The organism is Streptomyces sp. NPDC048211 (assembly GCF_043202315.1).
GTDB lineage: Bacteria > Actinomycetota > Actinomycetes > Streptomycetales > Streptomycetaceae > Streptomyces.
Genome location: NZ_JBIDAD010000011.1, coordinates 1 through 17,789, shown reverse-complemented (window position 1 = coordinate 17,789; position 17,789 = coordinate 1). Strand labels below are relative to the sequence as shown.

The 17,789-nt window shown below is 69.9% G+C and carries 16 protein-coding genes and 1 tRNA gene; 6 read left to right on the top strand and 11 right to left on the bottom strand.

Annotated elements, in window-relative coordinates:
* Positions 1-66: 66 nt before the first annotated feature.
* The 3 genes from ACGFZA_RS32310 to ACGFZA_RS32300 form a co-directional block, all read right to left on the bottom strand.
* A complete protein-coding gene (locus tag ACGFZA_RS32310) occupies positions 67-756 on the bottom strand; it encodes an NUDIX hydrolase (protein WP_385277407.1) in 690 nt (229 codons plus the stop codon).
* A gap of 298 nt (positions 757-1,054) precedes the next feature.
* Positions 1,055-1,888 carry an endonuclease III gene (gene nth / locus ACGFZA_RS32305; RefSeq protein WP_393683807.1) on the bottom strand — a complete coding sequence of 278 codons (834 nt, stop codon included), beginning with the start codon at positions 1,886-1,888 and terminating at the stop codon, positions 1,055-1,057.
* A 269-nt stretch (positions 1,889-2,157) separates the two neighbouring features.
* A complete protein-coding gene (locus ACGFZA_RS32300; RefSeq protein ID WP_385277177.1) occupies positions 2,158-3,183 on the bottom strand; it encodes a hypothetical protein in 1,026 nt (341 codons plus the stop codon).
* A 679-nt stretch (positions 3,184-3,862) separates the two neighbouring features.
* Here ACGFZA_RS32300 and ACGFZA_RS32295 point away from each other — a divergent pair.
* Positions 3,863-4,537: a Crp/Fnr family transcriptional regulator gene (locus ACGFZA_RS32295; protein WP_123460131.1), complete on the top strand. Its 675-nt coding sequence runs from the start codon at positions 3,863-3,865 to the stop codon at positions 4,535-4,537.
* Positions 4,538-4,712: 175 nt separating this feature from the next.
* Here the strand turns inward: ACGFZA_RS32295 and ACGFZA_RS32290 are convergent, their stop codons facing one another.
* From ACGFZA_RS32290 to ACGFZA_RS32275, 4 genes are all read right to left on the bottom strand, one after another.
* The gene (locus tag ACGFZA_RS32290) at positions 4,713-5,543 is read right to left on the bottom strand and encodes an MBL fold metallo-hydrolase (RefSeq protein WP_385277175.1); all 831 of its coding nucleotides are present in this window, start codon (positions 5,541-5,543) and stop codon (positions 4,713-4,715) included.
* Positions 5,540-6,442 carry an NUDIX hydrolase gene (locus ACGFZA_RS32285; protein WP_393683804.1) on the bottom strand — a complete coding sequence of 301 codons (903 nt, stop codon included), beginning with the start codon at positions 6,440-6,442 and terminating at the stop codon, positions 5,540-5,542. Before ACGFZA_RS32285 ends, ACGFZA_RS32290 begins: the two co-directional genes overlap by 4 nt.
* 149 nt (positions 6,443-6,591) lie before the next feature.
* A complete protein-coding gene (locus tag ACGFZA_RS32280) occupies positions 6,592-7,062 on the bottom strand; it encodes a RidA family protein (RefSeq protein WP_385277171.1) in 471 nt (156 codons plus the stop codon).
* On the bottom strand, positions 7,062-7,220 hold the full coding sequence (locus ACGFZA_RS32275) for a DUF4177 domain-containing protein (protein ID WP_003991873.1): 159 nt from the start codon (positions 7,218-7,220) through the stop codon (positions 7,062-7,064). Before ACGFZA_RS32275 ends, ACGFZA_RS32280 begins: the two co-directional genes overlap by 1 nt.
* 82 nt (positions 7,221-7,302) lie before the next feature.
* Between ACGFZA_RS32275 and ACGFZA_RS32270 the strand changes: the two genes are divergently transcribed.
* Together ACGFZA_RS32270 and ACGFZA_RS32265 are read left to right on the top strand one after the other, a co-directional pair.
* Positions 7,303-8,292: an ArsA family ATPase gene (locus tag ACGFZA_RS32270; protein ID WP_393683802.1), complete on the top strand. Its 990-nt coding sequence runs from the start codon at positions 7,303-7,305 to the stop codon at positions 8,290-8,292.
* Positions 8,289-9,869 (top strand): ArsA-related P-loop ATPase, encoded by a 1,581-nt coding sequence (locus tag ACGFZA_RS32265; protein ID WP_393683800.1) that lies wholly within the window; start codon positions 8,289-8,291, stop codon positions 9,867-9,869. The genes ACGFZA_RS32270 and ACGFZA_RS32265 overlap by 4 nt, the downstream gene beginning before the upstream one ends.
* A gap of 30 nt (positions 9,870-9,899) precedes the next feature.
* Here ACGFZA_RS32265 and ACGFZA_RS32260 read toward each other — a convergent pair whose 3' ends face one another.
* The gene (locus ACGFZA_RS32260) at positions 9,900-10,250 is read right to left on the bottom strand and encodes a WhiB family transcriptional regulator (RefSeq protein ID WP_018551136.1); all 351 of its coding nucleotides are present in this window, start codon (positions 10,248-10,250) and stop codon (positions 9,900-9,902) included.
* A gap of 398 nt (positions 10,251-10,648) precedes the next feature.
* Here ACGFZA_RS32260 and ACGFZA_RS32255 point away from each other — a divergent pair, with 398 nt between their 5' ends.
* A complete protein-coding gene (locus ACGFZA_RS32255; protein WP_385277164.1) occupies positions 10,649-12,895 on the top strand; it encodes a transglycosylase domain-containing protein in 2,247 nt (748 codons plus the stop codon).
* Between the two features lie 272 nt (positions 12,896-13,167).
* Here the strand turns inward: ACGFZA_RS32255 and ACGFZA_RS32250 are convergent, their stop codons facing one another.
* Positions 13,168-13,632 (bottom strand): GatB/YqeY domain-containing protein, encoded by a 465-nt coding sequence (locus tag ACGFZA_RS32250; protein ID WP_385284478.1) that lies wholly within the window; start codon positions 13,630-13,632, stop codon positions 13,168-13,170.
* 79 nt (positions 13,633-13,711) lie between these two features.
* Here ACGFZA_RS32250 and ACGFZA_RS32245 point away from each other — a divergent pair, with 79 nt between their 5' ends.
* A complete protein-coding gene (locus tag ACGFZA_RS32245) occupies positions 13,712-14,653 on the top strand; it encodes a metallophosphoesterase (RefSeq protein WP_393683796.1) in 942 nt (313 codons plus the stop codon).
* 95 nt (positions 14,654-14,748) lie between these two features.
* A tRNA-Pro gene (locus ACGFZA_RS32240) sits at positions 14,749-14,822 on the top strand.
* 1,344 nt (positions 14,823-16,166) lie between these two features.
* Here the strand turns inward: ACGFZA_RS32240 and ACGFZA_RS32235 are convergent.
* Complete coding sequence (locus tag ACGFZA_RS32235; protein ID WP_385284538.1) at positions 16,167-16,682, bottom strand: hypothetical protein; 516 nt, start codon at positions 16,680-16,682, stop codon at positions 16,167-16,169.
* On the bottom strand, positions 16,682-17,179 hold the full coding sequence (locus tag ACGFZA_RS32230) for a hypothetical protein (RefSeq protein WP_393683794.1): 498 nt from the start codon (positions 17,177-17,179) through the stop codon (positions 16,682-16,684). Before ACGFZA_RS32230 ends, ACGFZA_RS32235 begins: the two co-directional genes overlap by 1 nt.
* Positions 17,180-17,789 lie beyond the last annotated feature (610 nt).

Genomic DNA, 17,789 nt, shown 5'->3' with positions numbered 1-17,789 from the left:
CACCGGGCCCGTACGTCTCCCCGTGACCGGGAAGGCCCGGAGCAGCGGAGCACGGAAGTCAGCCTGTCATGCGCGCCAGTCGAGCGGCACCTGCTTGGCCCTGTCCCAGGGGCGCTCCCAGCCCGCGAAGTGCAGAATCCGGTCGATCACCCCTGCCGTGAACCCCCATACGAGTGCGGATTCGACCAGAAATGCCGGGCCCCGGTGGCCGCTGGGGTGGTGTGTGGTCACCCGGTTGGCCGGATCCGTGAGATCCGCCACGGGAACCGTGAATACCCGGGCGGTCTCGGCGGGATCGACGACCCCGACCGGGCTGGGCGAACGCCACCAGCCGAGGACGGGCGTCACCACGAAGCTGCTCACGGGGATGTAGAGCCGGGGCAGCACGCCGAAGATCTGCACCCCGCGCGGATCGAGGCCGGTCTCCTCCTCCGCCTCGCGCAGAGCGGCCCGCAGCGGTCCTGTCGTCTCCTGATCCCCGTCGGCCGGGTCGAGGGAGCCGCCGGGGAAGGAGGGCTGCCCCGGATGGGAACGCAGGCTTCCGGCGCGCTCCATCAGAAGCAGCTCCGGCCCCCGTTCCCCCTCACCGAACAGGACGAGCACGGCGGACTGCCGCCCGGCACCGCTCTCCGGCGGCAGAAAACGGCTGAGCTGCTGCGGCTCGACGGTCCGCGCCGCTCGGGCGACGGGGTCCAGCCAGCCGGGCAGGCCCTCGGTCGTGACGTCGATCGCGACATCGTCCCGGGCGTCCGGGATGGCGTCGTGCGCGGCGGCGTGCGGGGCCCGCTCCCCGGCGTTGCCCGCAGTGCGGAGTGCAGCATCGCGCAGTGCCCCATGGGCCGAGCCCGGAACCGCGTCCCGTCCCCCGTGCACCGCGTCCCACGCAGCACGTGCCGCGTCCGGGTCCGGTGCCGCATGTGCTGCCGCCGCCACGCCGGGCCTGGCCGGTTCGGCGGCGGTGGCCGCGTCCGTGCTGTGTTCATGCGTCTTCATAGGCACCCCTCGTTTCACAACGCCTGTCCTCACGCATTTCGTTCCGGCGCGGCCCGACGCGTCAGTCGGCGCCCAGGGCCGGGGCGGGCCTGCCCGGGTAGTCCGACGGCGGCTTCAACCGCTGGCCCGGCTGGCCCCCCATCTCGTACTTGAGCAGCTTCCGCGCCTTCTCGGGGTCCGTCTCGCCCTCACCGTACGAAGGACAGAGCGGAGCGACCGGACAGGCACCGCAGGCGGGCTTGCGGGAGTGGCAGACACGGCGGCCGTGGAAGACGACGCGGTGCGACAGCATCGTCCACTCGCTCTTGGGGAAGATCGCCGCGACATCGGCCTCGACCTTCTCCGGGTCCTCCTGCTCGGTCCACTTCCAGCGCCGGACCAGCCGGCCGAAGTGTGTGTCGACCGTGATCCCCGGAACGCCGAAGGCGTTGCCGAGGACCACATTGGCGGTCTTGCGTCCGACCCCGGGCAGCGTCACGAGATCGGCCAGCCGTCCCGGCACCTCGCCGCCGAAACGGTCCCGGAGCGCGGCGGAGAGGCCTATGAGCGACTTGGTCTTGGCCCGGAAGAAGCCGGTCGGCCGAATGATCTCTTCCATTTCCTCCGGGACGGCCATCGCCATGTCCTCCGGAGTCGGGTACTTCGCGAACAGCGCCGGCGTCGTCTGGTTCACCCGCAGATCCGTCGTCTGCGCCGACAGCACGGTGGCCACCAGCAACTGGAAGGGCGTCTCGAAGTCCAGCTCCGGATGCGCGTACGGATACGTCTCCGCCAGGACACGGTTGATCTTCCGCGCCCGCCGCACCATCGCCAGGTGCGACTCCGGCTTCCTCGGCTTCGCAGCCGCCTTCACCGCCGGTTCGACCGCGGCCTTCCGGACCTTGCTCTCTGCCATGCACGAAGGCTACGCCGACGGGGCGAACCCACGGGGCCGGTTCATGAGCCGGTCACGATCTCGGCCATTCCCCCGAGTATCCGCGGCCCTTCCCCGAGTGTCCGCGGCCCTTCCCTGAAGATCCGCGGTCCGGCAGTCCCGGCAGCGGGTCCCGGTGCGCCGGCCCGTGGCCCCGGGAAGTCGCAGGCCGCGCGGCGGTTCCGCCACGTCGGGACCACTACGGCGAACCACCACGGCAGGCAGCTCGTCCCCCGGTGCCGATGGACGTCTCAGTGCTCGTGGTCCCCGCCGTGCTCAACCGGCGTGGACGGCGACGCCGGGGTCGCGGAGGGCGAGGCCGGGGTGGCGGACGGCGCGGCCGGGATGGCTCCGCGCGCCGGGCCATCGGTGGCGGTGACCGTGAACGCGGCAGTGCGGACCACGCCCCCGTGCCGGAAGTCCAGAAACAGGCGGTAACTGCCCCGGCTGGGCGCCGTGGTGGTGAAGGCGATGTCCGGACCGGGCGCGGTGCCGGCGTCACCCGGCTCTCCGTCGGGGTGGACGTGCAGGTAGGCGAGGTCGCCGGCCCTCAGCGCGACCAGGTGTCCGTAAGCCCCGAGGTAGGGCTGGAGATCGGTGACGGGCCTGCCGTCCTGGGCGACGGTGAGGCCGAGCCGGGTGGCGCGGCCGGGCGTGAGATCGCCGGTCAGGGTGACGCGGTAGCCGTCGACGGTGACGGTACGTCCCGTCCTGGCCGGTGGCACCGGACGCAGGTCTCCGGCGGCGTGAAGATCGGCGCCGAGGGTGAGGCCCTGCGAAGTGCCGGCCGGGGTGAAGTCGGCGAACACGCGGTACTCACCGGCAGCGGACAGATCCGCGGAGGTGCGCCACGTCCCGTCGGCGGCACGGCTCGGGTGCAGGTGCTGGAAGGTGGAGAGGTCGCGCGGGGCGACGATGAGGTGCAACTCCTTGCCGTGCGCGGGCCGGTAGGCGGTGACGGGCCTGCCGTCCGCTCCGAGGATCCGGAATCGCAGGTCGACGGGGCCGCCTGCGGTGACGTAGGAGTCGCCGAGACTGAGCGTGTAGCCGCGTTCGGAGATCTGCAGGCCACCGGGCAGGTGACCGGCGCCGTCCGACGCGCCGTCGCCACCCGGGGAGGCCGGATCCGAGGGCGCGGAGCCCTCGGCGTGCCCGGCATGTGCGGTCGTGGCCGCCTTCGAGGACGTGTCGCCGGTCGCGTGGCCGATGCCGTACGAGGCTCCGAAGACGGTGGCGAGGCCGGCGGTGAAGGCGGTGATCTTCAGTGCGGTGTTCATGGCGGACTCCTCAGCGGATCGGGCGGGGGCAGAGAGACGTGCGGTTCGGACGTGCGTCAGGCGGGCGACAGCCGGAACAGCCCGCTGGGGTGCGGACTGTCGTGCCGTCGCCATCCCGGCAACCGGACGACCGGATGTCCGGGACCTCCTCGCTTCCGGCGGGCGTCGCGACACCACGAGTAGATACCCCTAGGGGGTATGAGTCAACTGGAATTCACATACTGCCCAGGGGTATGAGCACCGGAGGGTTCGATAGGGCGCGCCTCTCCCCACCGAGCCGGCGGCAAGGAGCAGCCACCGAAGCTCCGACCACCACACCCGCCACCCCACCGCCCGGCCCGTCCAGCCCACCCGGCCTGTCCAGCCCGCCCGGCCCGTCGGGCCATTTGCGGCATTCACCCGTCTCGCGCGGGCCCGTTCGCCCACAGCGGAATTCCGCTCGGCCGACCGCTCGTCAGCCCCGTTGACCTGCGCTCTCACCGGCGCTTCGGTCACTCGTCCGGCCCAGCACCTGCCGTCGGCATCGACCCCGCCCAGCGGCGGTCGACCCCCAATCGGCCCCCTGCCGTACGCCCCGGCACGCACGTGCGTCAAACTGGTTTGTGATTGATCGCACTGTTTTACCGTCCGGCATGATGGGGACCACGGTTCCCTGAACAGGCCGACAAGGAGAGAACTCGTGGACGACGTTCTGCGGCGCGCCCCGCTTTTCGCGGCGCTCGATGACGAGCAGGCCGCGGAGCTCCGCGCCTCGATGAGTGAGGTGACCCTCGCGCGCGGCGACGCGCTGTTCCACGAGGGTGACCCGGGTGACCGCCTCTATGTGGTCACCGAGGGCAAGGTGAAGCTCCACCGCACCTCCCCCGACGGGCGCGAGAACATGCTGGCGGTCCTCGGCCCCGGCGAGCTGATCGGTGAGCTGTCGCTCTTCGACCCGGGCCCGCGTACCGCCACCGCGACCGCGCTGACCGAGGTGAAGCTCCTCGGCCTCGGCCACGGTGACCTGCAGCCCTGGCTCAACGTGCGCCCCGAGGTGGCCACGGCCCTGCTGCGCGCCGTCGCGCGGCGCCTGCGCAAGACCAACGACCAGATGTCCGACCTGGTCTTCTCCGACGTGCCGGGCCGCGTCGCCCGCGCCCTCCTCGACCTGTCGCGCCGCTTCGGCGTCCAGTCGGAGGAAGGCATCCACGTCGTGCACGACCTGACGCAGGAGGAGCTGGCCCAGCTGGTCGGCGCTTCCCGCGAGACGGTCAACAAGGCCCTCGCCGACTTCGCCGGCCGCGGCTGGCTGCGGCTGGAGGCCCGTGCGGTGATCCTGCTGGACGTGGAGCGGCTGGCCAAGCGGTCCCGCTGACCCGTCGTCGTACGCAACGTCCGAGGGGCCCCGCCGACACCGGTGGGGCCCCTCGCGTGTATCCGGGGCAGAGCCCGCCGGACCAGCCCGTGCCCGTCCACGGCAGCACAGCCCCGTCGGATCAGGCCCGCGCGGACCAGCCCGTGCCCGTCCGGGCCGACGCAGGGCAGCCCCGTCAGATCAGCCCGTGCTCGGTCAGGTATTCCAGCTGCGCCCTCACCGACAGCTCCGCCGCGGGCCACAGGGACCGGTCCACGTCCGCGTACACATGCGCCACCACCTGGGACGACGTCAGGTACCCGGCTTCGACGGCCGTCTCGATCTGGGCCAGGCGGTGCGCGCGGTGCGCCAGGTAGAACTCGACCGCGCCCTGCGCGTCGTCCAGCACGGGGCCGTGCCCCGGCAGCACCGTGTCCACCCCGTCGTCGACCGTCAGCGAGCGCAGCCGCCGCAGCGAGTCGAGGTAGTCCCCCAGCCGCCCGTCCGGGTGCGCCACCAGCGTCGTCCCGCGCCCGAGGACCGTGTCCCCCGTCAGCACCGCGCGATCGGCCGGCAGATGGAACGAGAGCGAGTCCGCCGTGTGGCCCGGGGTGGGCACCACGTACATCTCGAGACCGCCGGTCGTGATCACGTCACCCGTGCCCAGACCCTCGTCACCGAGACGCAGCTCCGGATCCAGGGCCCGTACCTTCGTACGCGTCAGCTCGGCGAACCTGGCCGCGCCCTCCGCGTGGTCGGGGTGGCCGTGGGTGAGGAGGGTGAGCGCGATCCGGCGGCCCGCCCGCTCGGCCGTGTCGATGACCGCCCGCAGATGCGCTTCGTCCAGCGGCCCCGGGTCGATGACCACCGCGAGGTCCGAGTCGGGCTCGGCGACGATCCAGGTGTTGGTGCCGTCCAGGGTCATCGCCGACGCGTTGGGCGCGAGGACGTTGACCGTACGGGTCGTGGCCGGACCGGACAGCACCCCGCCGCGCGGCTGTCCGGGCAGCGCCGCAGCCTCGCTCATGCGGAACCACCGCCCGTGGCGATGGTGCCGCCCGTGGGGAGGCGCTTGGTGAACTCCTCGTGCCCCGGCCAGCTCAGCACCAGCTCGTCGCCCTCCAGACGGGCCTGTGCGAGTACGGGGGTGAGGTCCTGGACCGATGCGGCCTCCAGCGCCTGTGCGGCGGTGGCGTACGGCCTGAGCGCACGCAGCGTGGAGATCGTCGGCGGCATCATCGTCAGCTCCCCGCGGTCGTATCCGTCGGCGGCCTCGCCCGGACCGATCCACACCGTGCGGTCCGCCTCCGTCGAGGCGTTGCGGGTGCGCTGACCGGCCGGGAGCGCGGCGACGAAGAACCACGTGTCGTAGCGGCGCGGTTCGAACTCCGGAGTGATCCAGCGCGCCCATGCGCCGAGCAGGTCCGAGCGCAGCACGAGTCCGCGCCGGTCGAGGAACTCCGCGAACGACAGGTCCCGCGCGACCAGGGCCTCGCGGTCGGCCTCCCAGTCCGCCCCGGTGGTGTCCGTGACGACCGTGCCCGCGGTCGGGCCGGCGAGCAGGACGCCCGCCTCCTCGTACGTCTCGCGGACCGCCGCGCAGACGATCGCCTGCGCCTCGGCCGGTGTGCCGGCACCGAGCCGCTTCGCCCAGCTTTCGAGCGAGGGTCCTGCCCAGCCGACAAGCCGGTCGTCGTCGCGCGGGTCGACTCCGCCACCCGGATAGGCGTACGCCCCTCCGGCAAAGGCCATCGAGGTGCGCCGGCGCAGCATGTGGACCGTGGGCCCGTCCCCGGTACCCGTCGCGGAGTCCCGGAGCAGCATCACGGTGGCGGCCCGCCTGGGCGTTGCTGCCGTCAGTTCGCCTGCGGCGAGGGCCCGGATCCGGTCGGGCCATTCCGGTGGGTACCACTGACCATTGGACATGGCCGGAGGCTATCCGGAACCGCGCCGATGTTCGAGGGGCGCAGTGATCCGTACATGCCCCGTACACAGCTGATCCCGCCCGGTCGTCACGACCGGACGGGATCCCCGCGCGGCCGGTGTCGGAACACCGGCCGCGGTACGGCTTCGGCTCAGACTCCGGTCAGCTCGACCTGGACCTCGACCTCTACGGGCGCGTCCAGCGGCAGCACCGCGACGCCGACGGCGCTGCGGGCGTGCACGCCCTTGTCGCCGAGTACGGCGCCGAGCAGTTCGCTCGCACCGTTGATCACGGCGGGCTGGCCGGTGAAGTCCGTGGCCGAGGCGACGAAGCCGACGACCTTCACGACGCGGGCGATCCGGTCCAGGTCGCCCGCGACCGACTTCACGGCGGCCAGCGCGTTGAGCGCGCAGGTCTTCGCCAGTTCCTTGGCCTCGTCGGCCGTGACCTCGGCGCCGACCTTGCCGGTGACGGCGAGCTTGCCGTCCACCATCGGCAGCTGGCCCGAGGTGTACACGTACACCCCGGACTGGACGGCCGGCTGGTACGAGGCGAGCGGCGGCACGACGTCCGGCAGGGCCAGCCCGAGTTCGGCGAGCTTCGCCTCGACGGCGCCCGCCACTACTGCTTCTCCCGCTTCAGGTAGGCCACGAGCTGCTCGGGGTTGTTCGGGCCGGGAACGACCTGGACCAGCTCCCAGCCGTCCTCGCCCCAGGTGTCCAGAATCTGCTTGGTCGCGTGCACGAGAAGGGGCACGGTCGCGTATTCCCACTTGGTCATGGCCCGACTGTAATGCCTGGCCGGTCCACGGGACGCGCAGCCTCGTGCGTAGCCTGCGGCACGACTGGTTAGGCTCGAATACGTGAGCAGGTTCCAGGTCGTCAGCGGCAAGGGCGGTACCGGTAAGACCACGGTCGCCGCCGCCCTCGCGCTCGCCCTCGCGACCGAGGGCAGGCGCACCCTCCTCGTCGAGGTCGAGGGCAGACAGGGCATCGCCCAGCTCTTCGAGGCGGATTCACTCCCCTACGAGGAACGCAAGATCGCCGTCGCGCCGGGCGGCGGAGAGGTGTACGCCCTCGCGATCGATGCCGAGCGCGCCCTCCTCGACTACCTCCAGATGTTCTACAAGCTCGGCAGCGCCGGCCGGGCGCTGAAGAAACTCGGCGCGATCGACTTCGCCACCACCATCGCGCCCGGTGTCCGGGACGTCCTGCTGACGGGCAAGGCGTGCGAGGCGGTGCGCCGCAAGGACAAGCGGAACCGGTTCGTCTACGACTACGTGATCATGGATGCCCCGCCGACCGGCCGCATCACCCGCTTCCTCAACGTGAACGACGAGGTGGCCGGGCTGGCCCGGATCGGCCCGATACACAATCAGGCGCAGGCCGTGATGCGGGTGCTGAAGTCTCCCGAGACGGCGGTGCACATGGTGACCCTGCTGGAGGAGATGCCGGTCCAGGAGACCGCCGACGGCATCGCGGAGCTGCGGGCCGCCGAACTGCCGGTGGGCCGGGTCATCGTGAACATGGTGCGCCCGCACCTGCTGGACGAGGACGCGCTGCGCACCGCCGCGGGAGGGCGGCGCAAGGAGATCGCCAAGACGCTCACCCGGGCGGGCGTGACCGGCTCCGCGGGGCTCGTACGCCCCCTCGTCGAGCAGGCGGCCGAACACGCCCAGCGGGTGGAGCTGGAGCGTGAGCAGCGCGCCGTGCTGGCGGAGCTCGGACTGCCGGGGTACGAACTCCCGCTGATCGGCGAGGGCGTGGACCCGGCCGGGCTGTACGAGCTGGCGATGGAGCTGCGCGAGCAGGGCGCGGGCGAGGGTGCGGCGGAACAAGGGGTGGGCTCATGACATCGGACACGGATGCCGGTACGGACACGGACGCCGGCGCGGACAGGAACGCGGACACGGGCGCGGACGCGAACGTCGGCACGGGCGCGGAAGCCGGTACGGCCCCGGCGCCCGCCCCGGGCCTGGACACCGACGCCCTGCTCGACGACCCGGACATCCGGATCGTCGTGTGCTGCGGCTCGGGCGGTGTCGGCAAGACGACGACGGCGGCTGCCCTCGGCGTACGCGCGGCCGAGCGCGGCCGCAAGGTCGTCGTGCTCACCATCGACCCGGCGCGCAGGCTCGCCCAGTCCATGGGCATCGACTCCCTGGACAACATCCCCCGCCGGGTGAAGGGCGTCGGGACCGAGGGCGCCGGCGAGCTGCACGCCATGATGCTCGACATGAAGCGGACCTTCGACGAGATCGTCGAGGCGCACGCGGACGGGGACCGGGCGCGAGCGATCCTGGAGAACCCCTTCTACCAGTCCCTGTCGGCCGGCTTCGCGGGCACGCAGGAGTACATGGCGATGGAGAAGCTCGGTCAGCTGCGGGCGCGCGACGAGTGGGACCTGATCGTCGTCGACACCCCGCCGTCGCGTTCCGCACTGGACTTCCTGGACGCGCCGAAGCGGCTGGGCTCGTTCCTGGACGGCAAGTTCATCAAGCTGCTGATGGCCCCGGCGAAAATGGGCGGCCGGGCCGGAATGAAGTTCCTCAACGTGGGCATGTCGATGATGACGGGGACGCTGGGCAAGCTGCTCGGCGGTCAGTTCCTGCGCGATGTGCAGACCTTCGTCGCCGCGATGGACACCATGTTCGGCGGGTTCCGCACCCGCGCCGATGCCACGTACAAGCTCCTCCAGGCACCGGGCACGGCGTTCCTCGTCGTCGCGACACCGGAGCGGGACGCGCTCCGCGAAGCGGCGTATTTCGTGGAGCGGCTGGCCGCGGAGGACATGCCGCTGGCGGGTCTGGTGCTCAACCGGGTCCACGGCAGTGACGCCGCGCGGCTGTCCGCGGAGCGCGCGCTGGCCGCCGCAGAAAATCTTGAGGCCGACGGCATTGTGGATCAGGGGGCCGGGAAGGCTGGACTTCGTGAGCCCGCCGAATCCCCCGCGGCCGGTTCCGCACAGACCCCGGACACCGCAGGAGCCGCCACCCCCGAACCGTCCGAGCATGCCTCGGAACACGAGCCCGCCGACATCCCGGGCGTCCGAGCCGACGCCCGTACGGACGCCGTGACCACAGACGACTCGACCGCAGACAACCCGAGCACGAAGGCCGGGACCACGCCCCACCCGACCGGCAACGCCGAGGCCACGCACGACCCGGCCGGCGACGCCACGACCAAGGACACCGCGACCGCAGACGCCGTCACCGTCGAACAACTGACGGCCGGCCTGTTGCGGCTGCATGCCGAGCGGATGCAGGTGGTCGCGCGCGAACAGCGCACACGCGACCGCTTCACCGCACTGCATCCCGAGGTGGCCGTAACCGCGGTGGACGCGCTGCCCGGAGATGTCCATGACCTCGCAGGACTGCGAGCCGTCGGGGACCGGCTCGCGACCGGTTCCGCCCCGGCCGGAGCTGCGTAGTCACCCCGTCGGCCGTCCGGCCGCCCCGCCCTACCCCACGGCGGCGAACGTCTCGTGCAGTTCGTCGTCCTCCAGCCCGATCGCCACAGGCAGGATGCCCGTGGACCGCTCGTACTCGCTGCGCGCGGTCTCCAGCAGTCGGCGCCAGGACGTGACCGTCGGGCGCCGGCGCAGCAGTGCGCGGCGCTCCCGCTCGGTCATTCCGCCCCACACGCCGAATTCGACGCGATTGTCCAGCGCATCGGCCAGGCACTCGGTCCGCACCGGGCATCCGGTGCACACCGCCTTGGCTCTGTTCTGCGCTGCCCCTTGTACGAACAGTTCATCCGGATCGGTAGTGCGGCAGGCTGCCTGCGCACTCCAGTCGGTTACCCAGCCCATCCCGGCGCCGTCCTCTCCCGAATCGAGGCTCCCCCACGGCGGCAGCGGCATATTCACCGCTGCCAGTTGAGGACGTTACGGAAGGTGGCGACAGCACAACACCCCCTTCGGGCCCAATCTTGAATGGCCCGAACGGACTATGCGTATGCGGCAGATCACCCAGGGGAGTGAGGTGAGGACATGCGCGACTATCCCGGCGGAATCTGGACAGACCACCTGAGCCATAACGGACGGTCGATGACACACGAGGCGATTTCGGGAGCGCCTGAACTCGTGGCCGGGTCATGGACAGGGTCATGCAGGGGGGTTGATACAAAACCGGACTGCTGTGACAGTTGAGAGCAGCTTAGGCCAAGGCATATACGTGTGTCCGGCGAATCAGAACGTAGGCTGCCCCCATGCCAAAGAAGCGCTCGGGCGGGGGTCTCACGACGACCCAGCAGGCCGCCAAGTTCCTCGGTGTCGCCGCACTCTCCGGAGTGGTCCTGGCGGGCATCGCGCTGCCGGCCGCCGGAGCACTGGGTCTCGCCGCCAAGGGGACGGTCGACGGGTTCGACGAGATCCCGGCCAACCTGAAGACTCCGCCGCTGAGCCAGCGCACCACGATTCTGGACAACCAGGGCAGCCAGATCGCCACGGTGTACTCGCGGGACCGCACCGTGGTGCCGCTGACGAAGATCTCCCCGTACATGCAGAAAGCGATCATCGCGATCGAGGACGCCCGCTTCTACGAGCACGGCGCCGTCGACCTCAAGGGCATCCTGCGCGCGATGAACCGCAACGTACAGGCGGGCGGGACCGCGCAGGGCGCGTCGACCCTCACCCAGCAGTACGTGAAGAACGTCTTCGTCGAGGAGGCGGGCGACGACCCGACCAAGGTCGCCCAGGCCACCCAGCAGACGCTGGGCCGCAAGGTCCAGGAGCTGAAGTACGCGATCCAGGTCGAGGAAGAGCTCGGCAAGAAGAAGATCCTGGAGAACTACCTCAACATCACGTTCTTCGGTCAGCAGGCGTACGGCGTCGAGGCGGCCTCCCAGCGGTACTTCTCCAAGCCGGCGAAGGACCTGAAGCTGGAGGAGGCGGCGATGCTGGCCGGCATCGTGCAGTCGCCCAGCCGCTACGACCCCGTCAACGACAAGGAAGAGGCGACCAAGCGTCGCAACACCGTCATCCAGCGGATGGCCGACGTCAAGGACATCTCGCAGGAGGAGGCCGACAAGGCCAAGGCCTCCCCGATCAAGCTGAAGGTGAAGCGGCCGAAGAACGGCTGCATCACCGCGGTCAGCGGGTCCGGCTTCTTCTGCGACTACGTACGCCAGATCGTCACGAGCGACCCGGCCTTCGGCAAGACCGCGAAGGACCGCGCCAAGCTCTGGGCGACCGGCGGACTCACCATCAAGACGACCCTGGACCCGCGTTCCCAGGCCGCCTCCAACGAGGCGGCGACCTCCCGGGTCAACGAGACCGACAAGGTCGCGGCCTCGGTCGTCCAGGTCCAGCCCGGCACCGGCCAGATCCTGGCCATGGCCCAGTCACGCCCGTACGGACTCGACGCGTCCAAGCACCAGACGGTGCTGAACCTCTCCGTCGACCACAAGATGGGCGGCAGCTACGCCGGCTTCCAGGTGGGATCGACCTTCAAGCCGATCACCGCAGCGGCGGCGCTGGAGAAGGGCATCAGCCCGGCGCAGAGCTTCACCACCCCCCACGAGATCTCCCTGCCGGGCGAGAGCTTCCGCACCTGCGACAACCAGCCCGCGGACGACAAGCCGTGGGAGGTCGGGAACGAGCTCGAGACCGAGAAGGGCATGTTCGACATGACCAGCGCGCTGGGCAAGTCGATCAACACCTACTTCGCGAAACTGGAGCAGAAGACCGGCCTCTGCGAGACGCTCGCGATGGCGAAGAAGGTCGGCTACAACCGCGGCGACAACAAGCCGCTGTGGCAGGTCGCCAACACCACCCTCGGCGGCCAGGAGTCGACGCCGCTGGCGATGGCCTCGGTGTACGCCACCTTCGCCAACCGCGGTTCGTACTGCTCCCCGATCGCGATCCTGTCGGTGACCAAGCCGGACGGCAAGCAGATCGACGTACCGAAGTCGACGTGCGACCGGGCCATGAGCGAGCACACGGCCGACACCATCAACCAGATGCTCAAGGGCGTCGTCGCGGACGGCACCGGCCAGTCGGCCGGTCTCAGCGACCGTGACAACGCGGGCAAGACCGGTACGACCGACGAGCGCATCAACGCCTGGTTCGTCGGCTACACACCGAACCTGTCCACGGCGGTGTGGGTCGGCAGCGACGGGGCCCGCCAGATCCCGATGAGCAACATCACCATCGGCGGTCAGTACTACGAGGACGTCTGCGGTGGCTGTCTGCCCGGTCCCATCTGGAAGACGGCGATGACCGGCTCTCTCGACGCCTCCGAGACCCCGGCCTTCACCCCGGTCGACGTACCGCGGGCGAAGCCGAAGGAGGACAAGGACAAGAACAAGGACCGGGACAAGAACAAGCCGGGCCAGGGCGACGACAAGCCCGGCGACGACACCCCCTTCCCCGGCATCAGCATCTCGCCGGACCTGATCGGCGGAAACGACGGCAACGGCCGCGGCCAGAACGACGGCGGGACGAACGGCCCCTGACCCGGCCCGCCCCCGCGTACGCCGGACACGGTCCCGCGTACGCCGGACATGAGAGTGGGGGGGCGCCGGCGGGGGGGGGGCCCCCCCCCAGGAGTAAGACAGACGCCCCCCCCGGGCGGCGCCCGCGGGGGGGGGGATCAACGGCGCGGCCCCCCCCCCCCCCCCCCCGGCGTCCGCCCCACACGGCCCGCCGACCGCGCCACATGCGGGGGGGCCCCCCCGGGCGGGGGCCCCCCCACTCTCATGTCCTCAGACTGCCGACCTCCGGGGCCTCAGCCTGCGAGGAGCTTCTTCACCGTGGCGGCCACCCGGCCGCCCTCGGCGCGGCCCGCGACCTTCGGGTTCACGATCTTCATGACGGCACCCATGGCGCGCGGCCCTTCGGCCCCGCCGGACTTCGCCTCGTCCACGGCGGACGCCACGATCGCGGTCAGCTCGTCGTCGCTCAGCTGCTGGGGAAGGTAGGCGTCGAGCAGCTCACCCTCCCTCTTCTCGCGCTCGGCCTGCTCGGTCCGGCCGCCCTTGGCGAAGGCCTCGGCCGCCTCGCGGCGCTTCTTGGCCTCCTTGGCGATCACCTTCTGCACCTCGTCGTCGGAGAGTTCGCGGGCCGTCTTTCCGCCGACCTCCTCCTTGGTGATCGCGGTGAGGGTCAGCCGGAGCGTGGACGAGGTCAGCTCGTCGCGCGCCTTCATGGCCGTGGTGAGGTCTTCCTTGAGCTTGGACTTGAGCGTGGTCATGAGGTGATTGTGGCAGGTACGGGGTGTCCGCCGCCCGCCGGTTTTCCTGTGGACACGCACCGTCTGCGACGATGGGCGCATGCGCGCACGCTACGGAGTACCCCTGAAAATCACGGCGGTCACCGCCGCGGCCGGCGCCGCCGGTCTCGCCTACGCAGCCGGATTCGAGGCCCGCTCGTTCCGCCTGCGAAGGGTCGCCATCCCCGTACTCCCGCACGGAGCACGCCCGTTGCGCGTCCTGCAGGTCTCCGACGTCCACATGGTCAGCGGCCAGCGCAAGAAGCGCGCCTGGCTCCAGTCCCTGGCCGGGCTGCGCCCGGACTTCGTCGTGAACACCGGCGACAACCTCTCCGACCCGGAGGCCGTACCGGAACTGCTCGACGCGCTCGGCCCGCTGATGGAGTTCCCGGGGGTGTACGTCTTCGGCTCCAACGACTACTACGGCCCGAAGCTCCGCAACCCCGCCCGCTACCTCTTCGAGAAGGCCGCGGGCAAGCACGGGCTCAACGGGAACACCCCGGCGGTCGGCGTCGTCCACAACCCGTGGGAACCGATGCGCGACGCCTTCGACGACGCGGGCTGGCTGAACCTGTCCAACACCCGCGGCCGCCTGAAGCTCGACGGCCTGGAGCTGGCCTTCACCGGCCTCGATGACCCGCACATCCGGCGTGACCGTTACGCCGAGGTCTCGGGCGGCCCCGAGACGGGCGCCGACCTCTCCATCGGCGTGGTCCACGCCCCCTACCTGCGCTCCCTCGACGCCTTCACCGCGGACGGCTACCCGCTGATCCTGGCCGGCCACACCCACGGCGGCCAGCTGTGCATCCCGTTCTACGGCGCCCTGGTCACCAACTGCGACCTGGACACGGACCGCGTGAAGGGCCTCTCCAGCCACACGGCCGAGGGCCACCGCGCCTACCTCCACGTCTCGGCCGGCTGCGGCACCAACCGCTACACCCCGGTGCGCTTCGCCTGCCCCCCGGAAGCGACCCTGCTGACCTTGACGGCGCGAGACGTCTGACCGGGGGCGGCCGCGCGTTCGACGCAAAAAGCGGATTTCGTCTCCGGGCGCCAGTGGGCTAAAGTAATCGATGTCGCCGGGAGACCGGCGGCGATCGGGGTGTAGCGCAGCTTGGCAGCGCGCTTCGTTCGGGACGAAGAGGTCGTGGGTTCAAATCCCGCCACCCCGACAGCCAAAACAGCAGGTGAGGCACCTAGGAACGTTCCTAGGTGCCTCACCTGTTTTCGGGTGCGTGACTAGTTGTGTGGCTACCGCCTCGGAGGCGAGGGCGTGCCAAAGATCCCGTCCACGGCCACAGCTCCGGTCTGGATCACCGGGCAGATCTGCTTCCGGTGGACCTCCTCGGTCACGGCCGTGCCGGAGTGGCCACCGAGTCGCCAGATCTCTTCGAGCGGGATATCTCGGTCCGACAAGATCGAGACGAACGACGTCCGGGTCTCCCGGATGGTCCACTCATGCGCTTGAGCTCGATTCCGGGCTTCTCTGCGACGCAGGCGAGGACCTTGCGGAACTCCAGCTGCGCATTCGCCGCGTCCAGCCCACTCCCCACGGCCACCGGGATGGGCGGGGCGGCGTTCGCGAGTGCCGGCCGGAGCGTGGTGAGCATCGTGGGGCGCGCTCCACCTTGACGCCCTGAATCACGCCCGCTCCAAGGAGTGTGAGTCGAAGGCGGACGGGCTCACCATCGCCGTGGACGGCGGCGAGCCCTGCCGCCTCAATCGCTGAGACTCCACCGGCCTTGGCGCGCCAGTTCGAGCGGTCGCTCCCTCTGCCACACTGGGCCAGCCACTGAAGGGTGGCGTTTGGGGGGGGGTGGGCCGTGGGCTCGACTTTTGGGGCTATGGTGCTCGGCGCGCTGTTCGTAGCGATCGCCCTTGCCCTGACAGGTGCCGTACTTGGCATCCATGCGCTGATCCTCGGACGAGTCCCCGGCCGCCGGCTACAGCGGCACGTCAAGCGGCCAAGGGTGTGGGGGGCAGGCGCCCTCCTGCTCGTATGGGGCGCATTCTGGTCTCCGAGTGCCGCTGTCATCGGAGTGGGACTTGTCGCCATCGGGTACGTGCGGACACCGGCGTCCTGAACGGGTCCATCTGGCGATGACATCAGCGGCTGACACCAACAGGATCGATCGTCGGCGAAACCCGGGCGCACGGGTCTGCGACAGCTCGGGGCCGTTTACCAACTCGAAGGCGACCGGGGACAATCGAGGTCGTGTCTCAGGAGCCGATCGTGCGGATCATCGGCGGCTGATCAGCGGTACAGCAGGGAAGTAGCAACCGTAGCGACCGCAGGCAACCGCCACGAGCCAATGAAAGAGCGCATTACGAACTCGCCCGGCGCGGGACGGAATGCTCTCTTTCGGCAAAGGGGAATCTCGGGAGCCGCATGCAGATCACGCGCGACTCGCCACGCTTCCCTCACCAACTGGCCGCAGAGCAGCCATCCCGTCGGGCGCGGGGCCGCGCAACGCATGCGTTATCGCCGCATACGGTCCGCCCACCGGCACTGCCGCTCAGTAGTTTATGACCGAGTCGATGTAGACCTTCGGGTCGTCCGGCAGCTCGCCCTCGTAGGTGTCACCTACGAGCGTGGTCTCTCTGCCCGTCTGGCCCGCCGCCACATTCGGGAAGTCGAATTTGGTCGCGCGCACCCAGTCCTCACCGATTCCCACGCTGACGGTGACCCTGATGTTGAGCGTCCTGTCATAGGTATTGGTGGCATTGCAGGCGACATTGAAGCCGATCGCACCGCGCGTGACCCGGACCTCCACATCGCCGAGCGTGACGATCTTCGTCTTGCCCTCGTGACTGATGACCGGTGACGGTTCCGGACTCGCCTCAGTCGCCTCCGGAGCACTCGGGGTGCTGCTCGGCGTGACAGGAGGCGATGACGCGGGGGTGACGGCGGGAGATGACGGCGAGGGGTCGGCGGAGGGGCTCGTACTGTCCGAGCATCCGGTGACCAGCGCAGTGATGAGCAGTGCTGCGCCCCACGTTGCGGGGCGCAGCACAGTGCGGCGGAATTGCATCAGTTACAGGCACCCACGGTGAGGTAGTTGTCGACGACGACCTTGGTGCCGATCTTCATGTACGAGTACGCCTGACCGCAATAGCCACGGTTCTGGTAGAGGGGCCCGGCGTAGCTGCTGAACGTTCCGGAGTCCTCGACGTCGGCCGTGTCCGTGTAGTTGTCCGCCAGCTTGAGCCGCATGGAATGCGCGACTCCGGTGTCGTTGAAGAACACGGCGCAGATCGGCTTGTCGTAGTAACTGCTGCCTGTCGTCTTGCCATTGGTCCAGGTGTACGTGGTGCCGTACGTGCCGTAACGGGCGGCACTGACAGAGATCGTGTAGCCCGTGCCGCATACGTTGGCAGCGGCTGCGGCGACCTTCGCATCGGCCGCAACGATCTGCTTGGTCGTGTCACTTGCCTGCTTGTCGACCTGGATGCCCTGGACGTCCACGGTGGCAATCGGCGCGTTCGTCGATTCAGCCCTGTCGGCCGCCGATGCGGCAGGCGCCGCCACGGTGACAGCGAGCAAAACAGAACAGATTCCGGCAAACCCTGTAGAAGCCTTCACTCTTCCCCCTGAAAGTGACAGTGCGGTAATCCCTACGTGCGGAGAGTACCGCATTGAATGCACACGCCATAAGGAATTTCCGTCTTCCCGGCCACGAAAGGACCGGAATGCGACGGGCAAAGGGATCATAAAGTCGAATCAGTCACAGCGGTGACCGATGGGGAGAAATCAGTCACCACGTTCGCGGTATTCGCGTGCACACCGCGACCCGGCGATCCGCATATATGCCGTGATGCCGGAAGGTCTCCCGGGTTCCTGATCCATTCAATGGAATCAGGCCACTGAGCGCTTTTCGGCCGTCTTCGGAGTCGTTCGGGAGCCGACCTCGTCATGCGGCTCCCGCAAGTGGGCCGGGGTGGGTCCAGGGTCCGGGCCGGGGCAGGACCCTGGAGCTCACGCAGCTCACGCAGCTCGCGCAGCCCTTAGCCGACCGCGTTTCGACCTCCCGCTCCGGTCAGTTGCCGCTGTCAGCTGTGGGCGGGTGCCTGGGCGGTGGAGCCGCGCGGGGTGAGGGAGGGGGTCGGTACCTGTACGGAGCCGGTGTGTTCGCCCTCGA

Coding starts and splice junctions, on each gene's coding strand:
- ACGFZA_RS32265 (WP_393683800.1), top strand. CDS start 8,289: ATGACATCGGACACGGATGCCGGTACGGACACGGACGCCGGCGCGGAC.
- ACGFZA_RS32260 (WP_018551136.1), bottom strand. CDS start 10,250: ATGGGCTGGGTAACCGACTGGAGTGCGCAGGCAGCCTGCCGCACTACC.
- nth (WP_393683807.1), bottom strand. CDS start 1,888: ATGGCAGAGAGCAAGGTCCGGAAGGCCGCGGTCGAACCGGCGGTGAAG.
- ACGFZA_RS32275 (WP_003991873.1), bottom strand. CDS start 7,220: ATGACCAAGTGGGAATACGCGACCGTGCCCCTTCTCGTGCACGCGACC.
- ACGFZA_RS32290 (WP_385277175.1), bottom strand. CDS start 5,543: ATGAGCGAGGCTGCGGCGCTGCCCGGACAGCCGCGCGGCGGGGTGCTG.
- ACGFZA_RS32235 (WP_385284538.1), bottom strand. CDS start 16,682: ATGCAATTCCGCCGCACTGTGCTGCGCCCCGCAACGTGGGGCGCAGCA.
- ACGFZA_RS32250 (WP_385284478.1), bottom strand. CDS start 13,632: ATGACCACGCTCAAGTCCAAGCTCAAGGAAGACCTCACCACGGCCATG.
- ACGFZA_RS32285 (WP_393683804.1), bottom strand. CDS start 6,442: ATGTCCAATGGTCAGTGGTACCCACCGGAATGGCCCGACCGGATCCGG.
- ACGFZA_RS32245 (WP_393683796.1), top strand. CDS start 13,712: ATGCGCGCACGCTACGGAGTACCCCTGAAAATCACGGCGGTCACCGCC.
- ACGFZA_RS32255 (WP_385277164.1), top strand. CDS start 10,649: ATGCCAAAGAAGCGCTCGGGCGGGGGTCTCACGACGACCCAGCAGGCC.
- ACGFZA_RS32300 (WP_385277177.1), bottom strand. CDS start 3,183: ATGAACACCGCACTGAAGATCACCGCCTTCACCGCCGGCCTCGCCACC.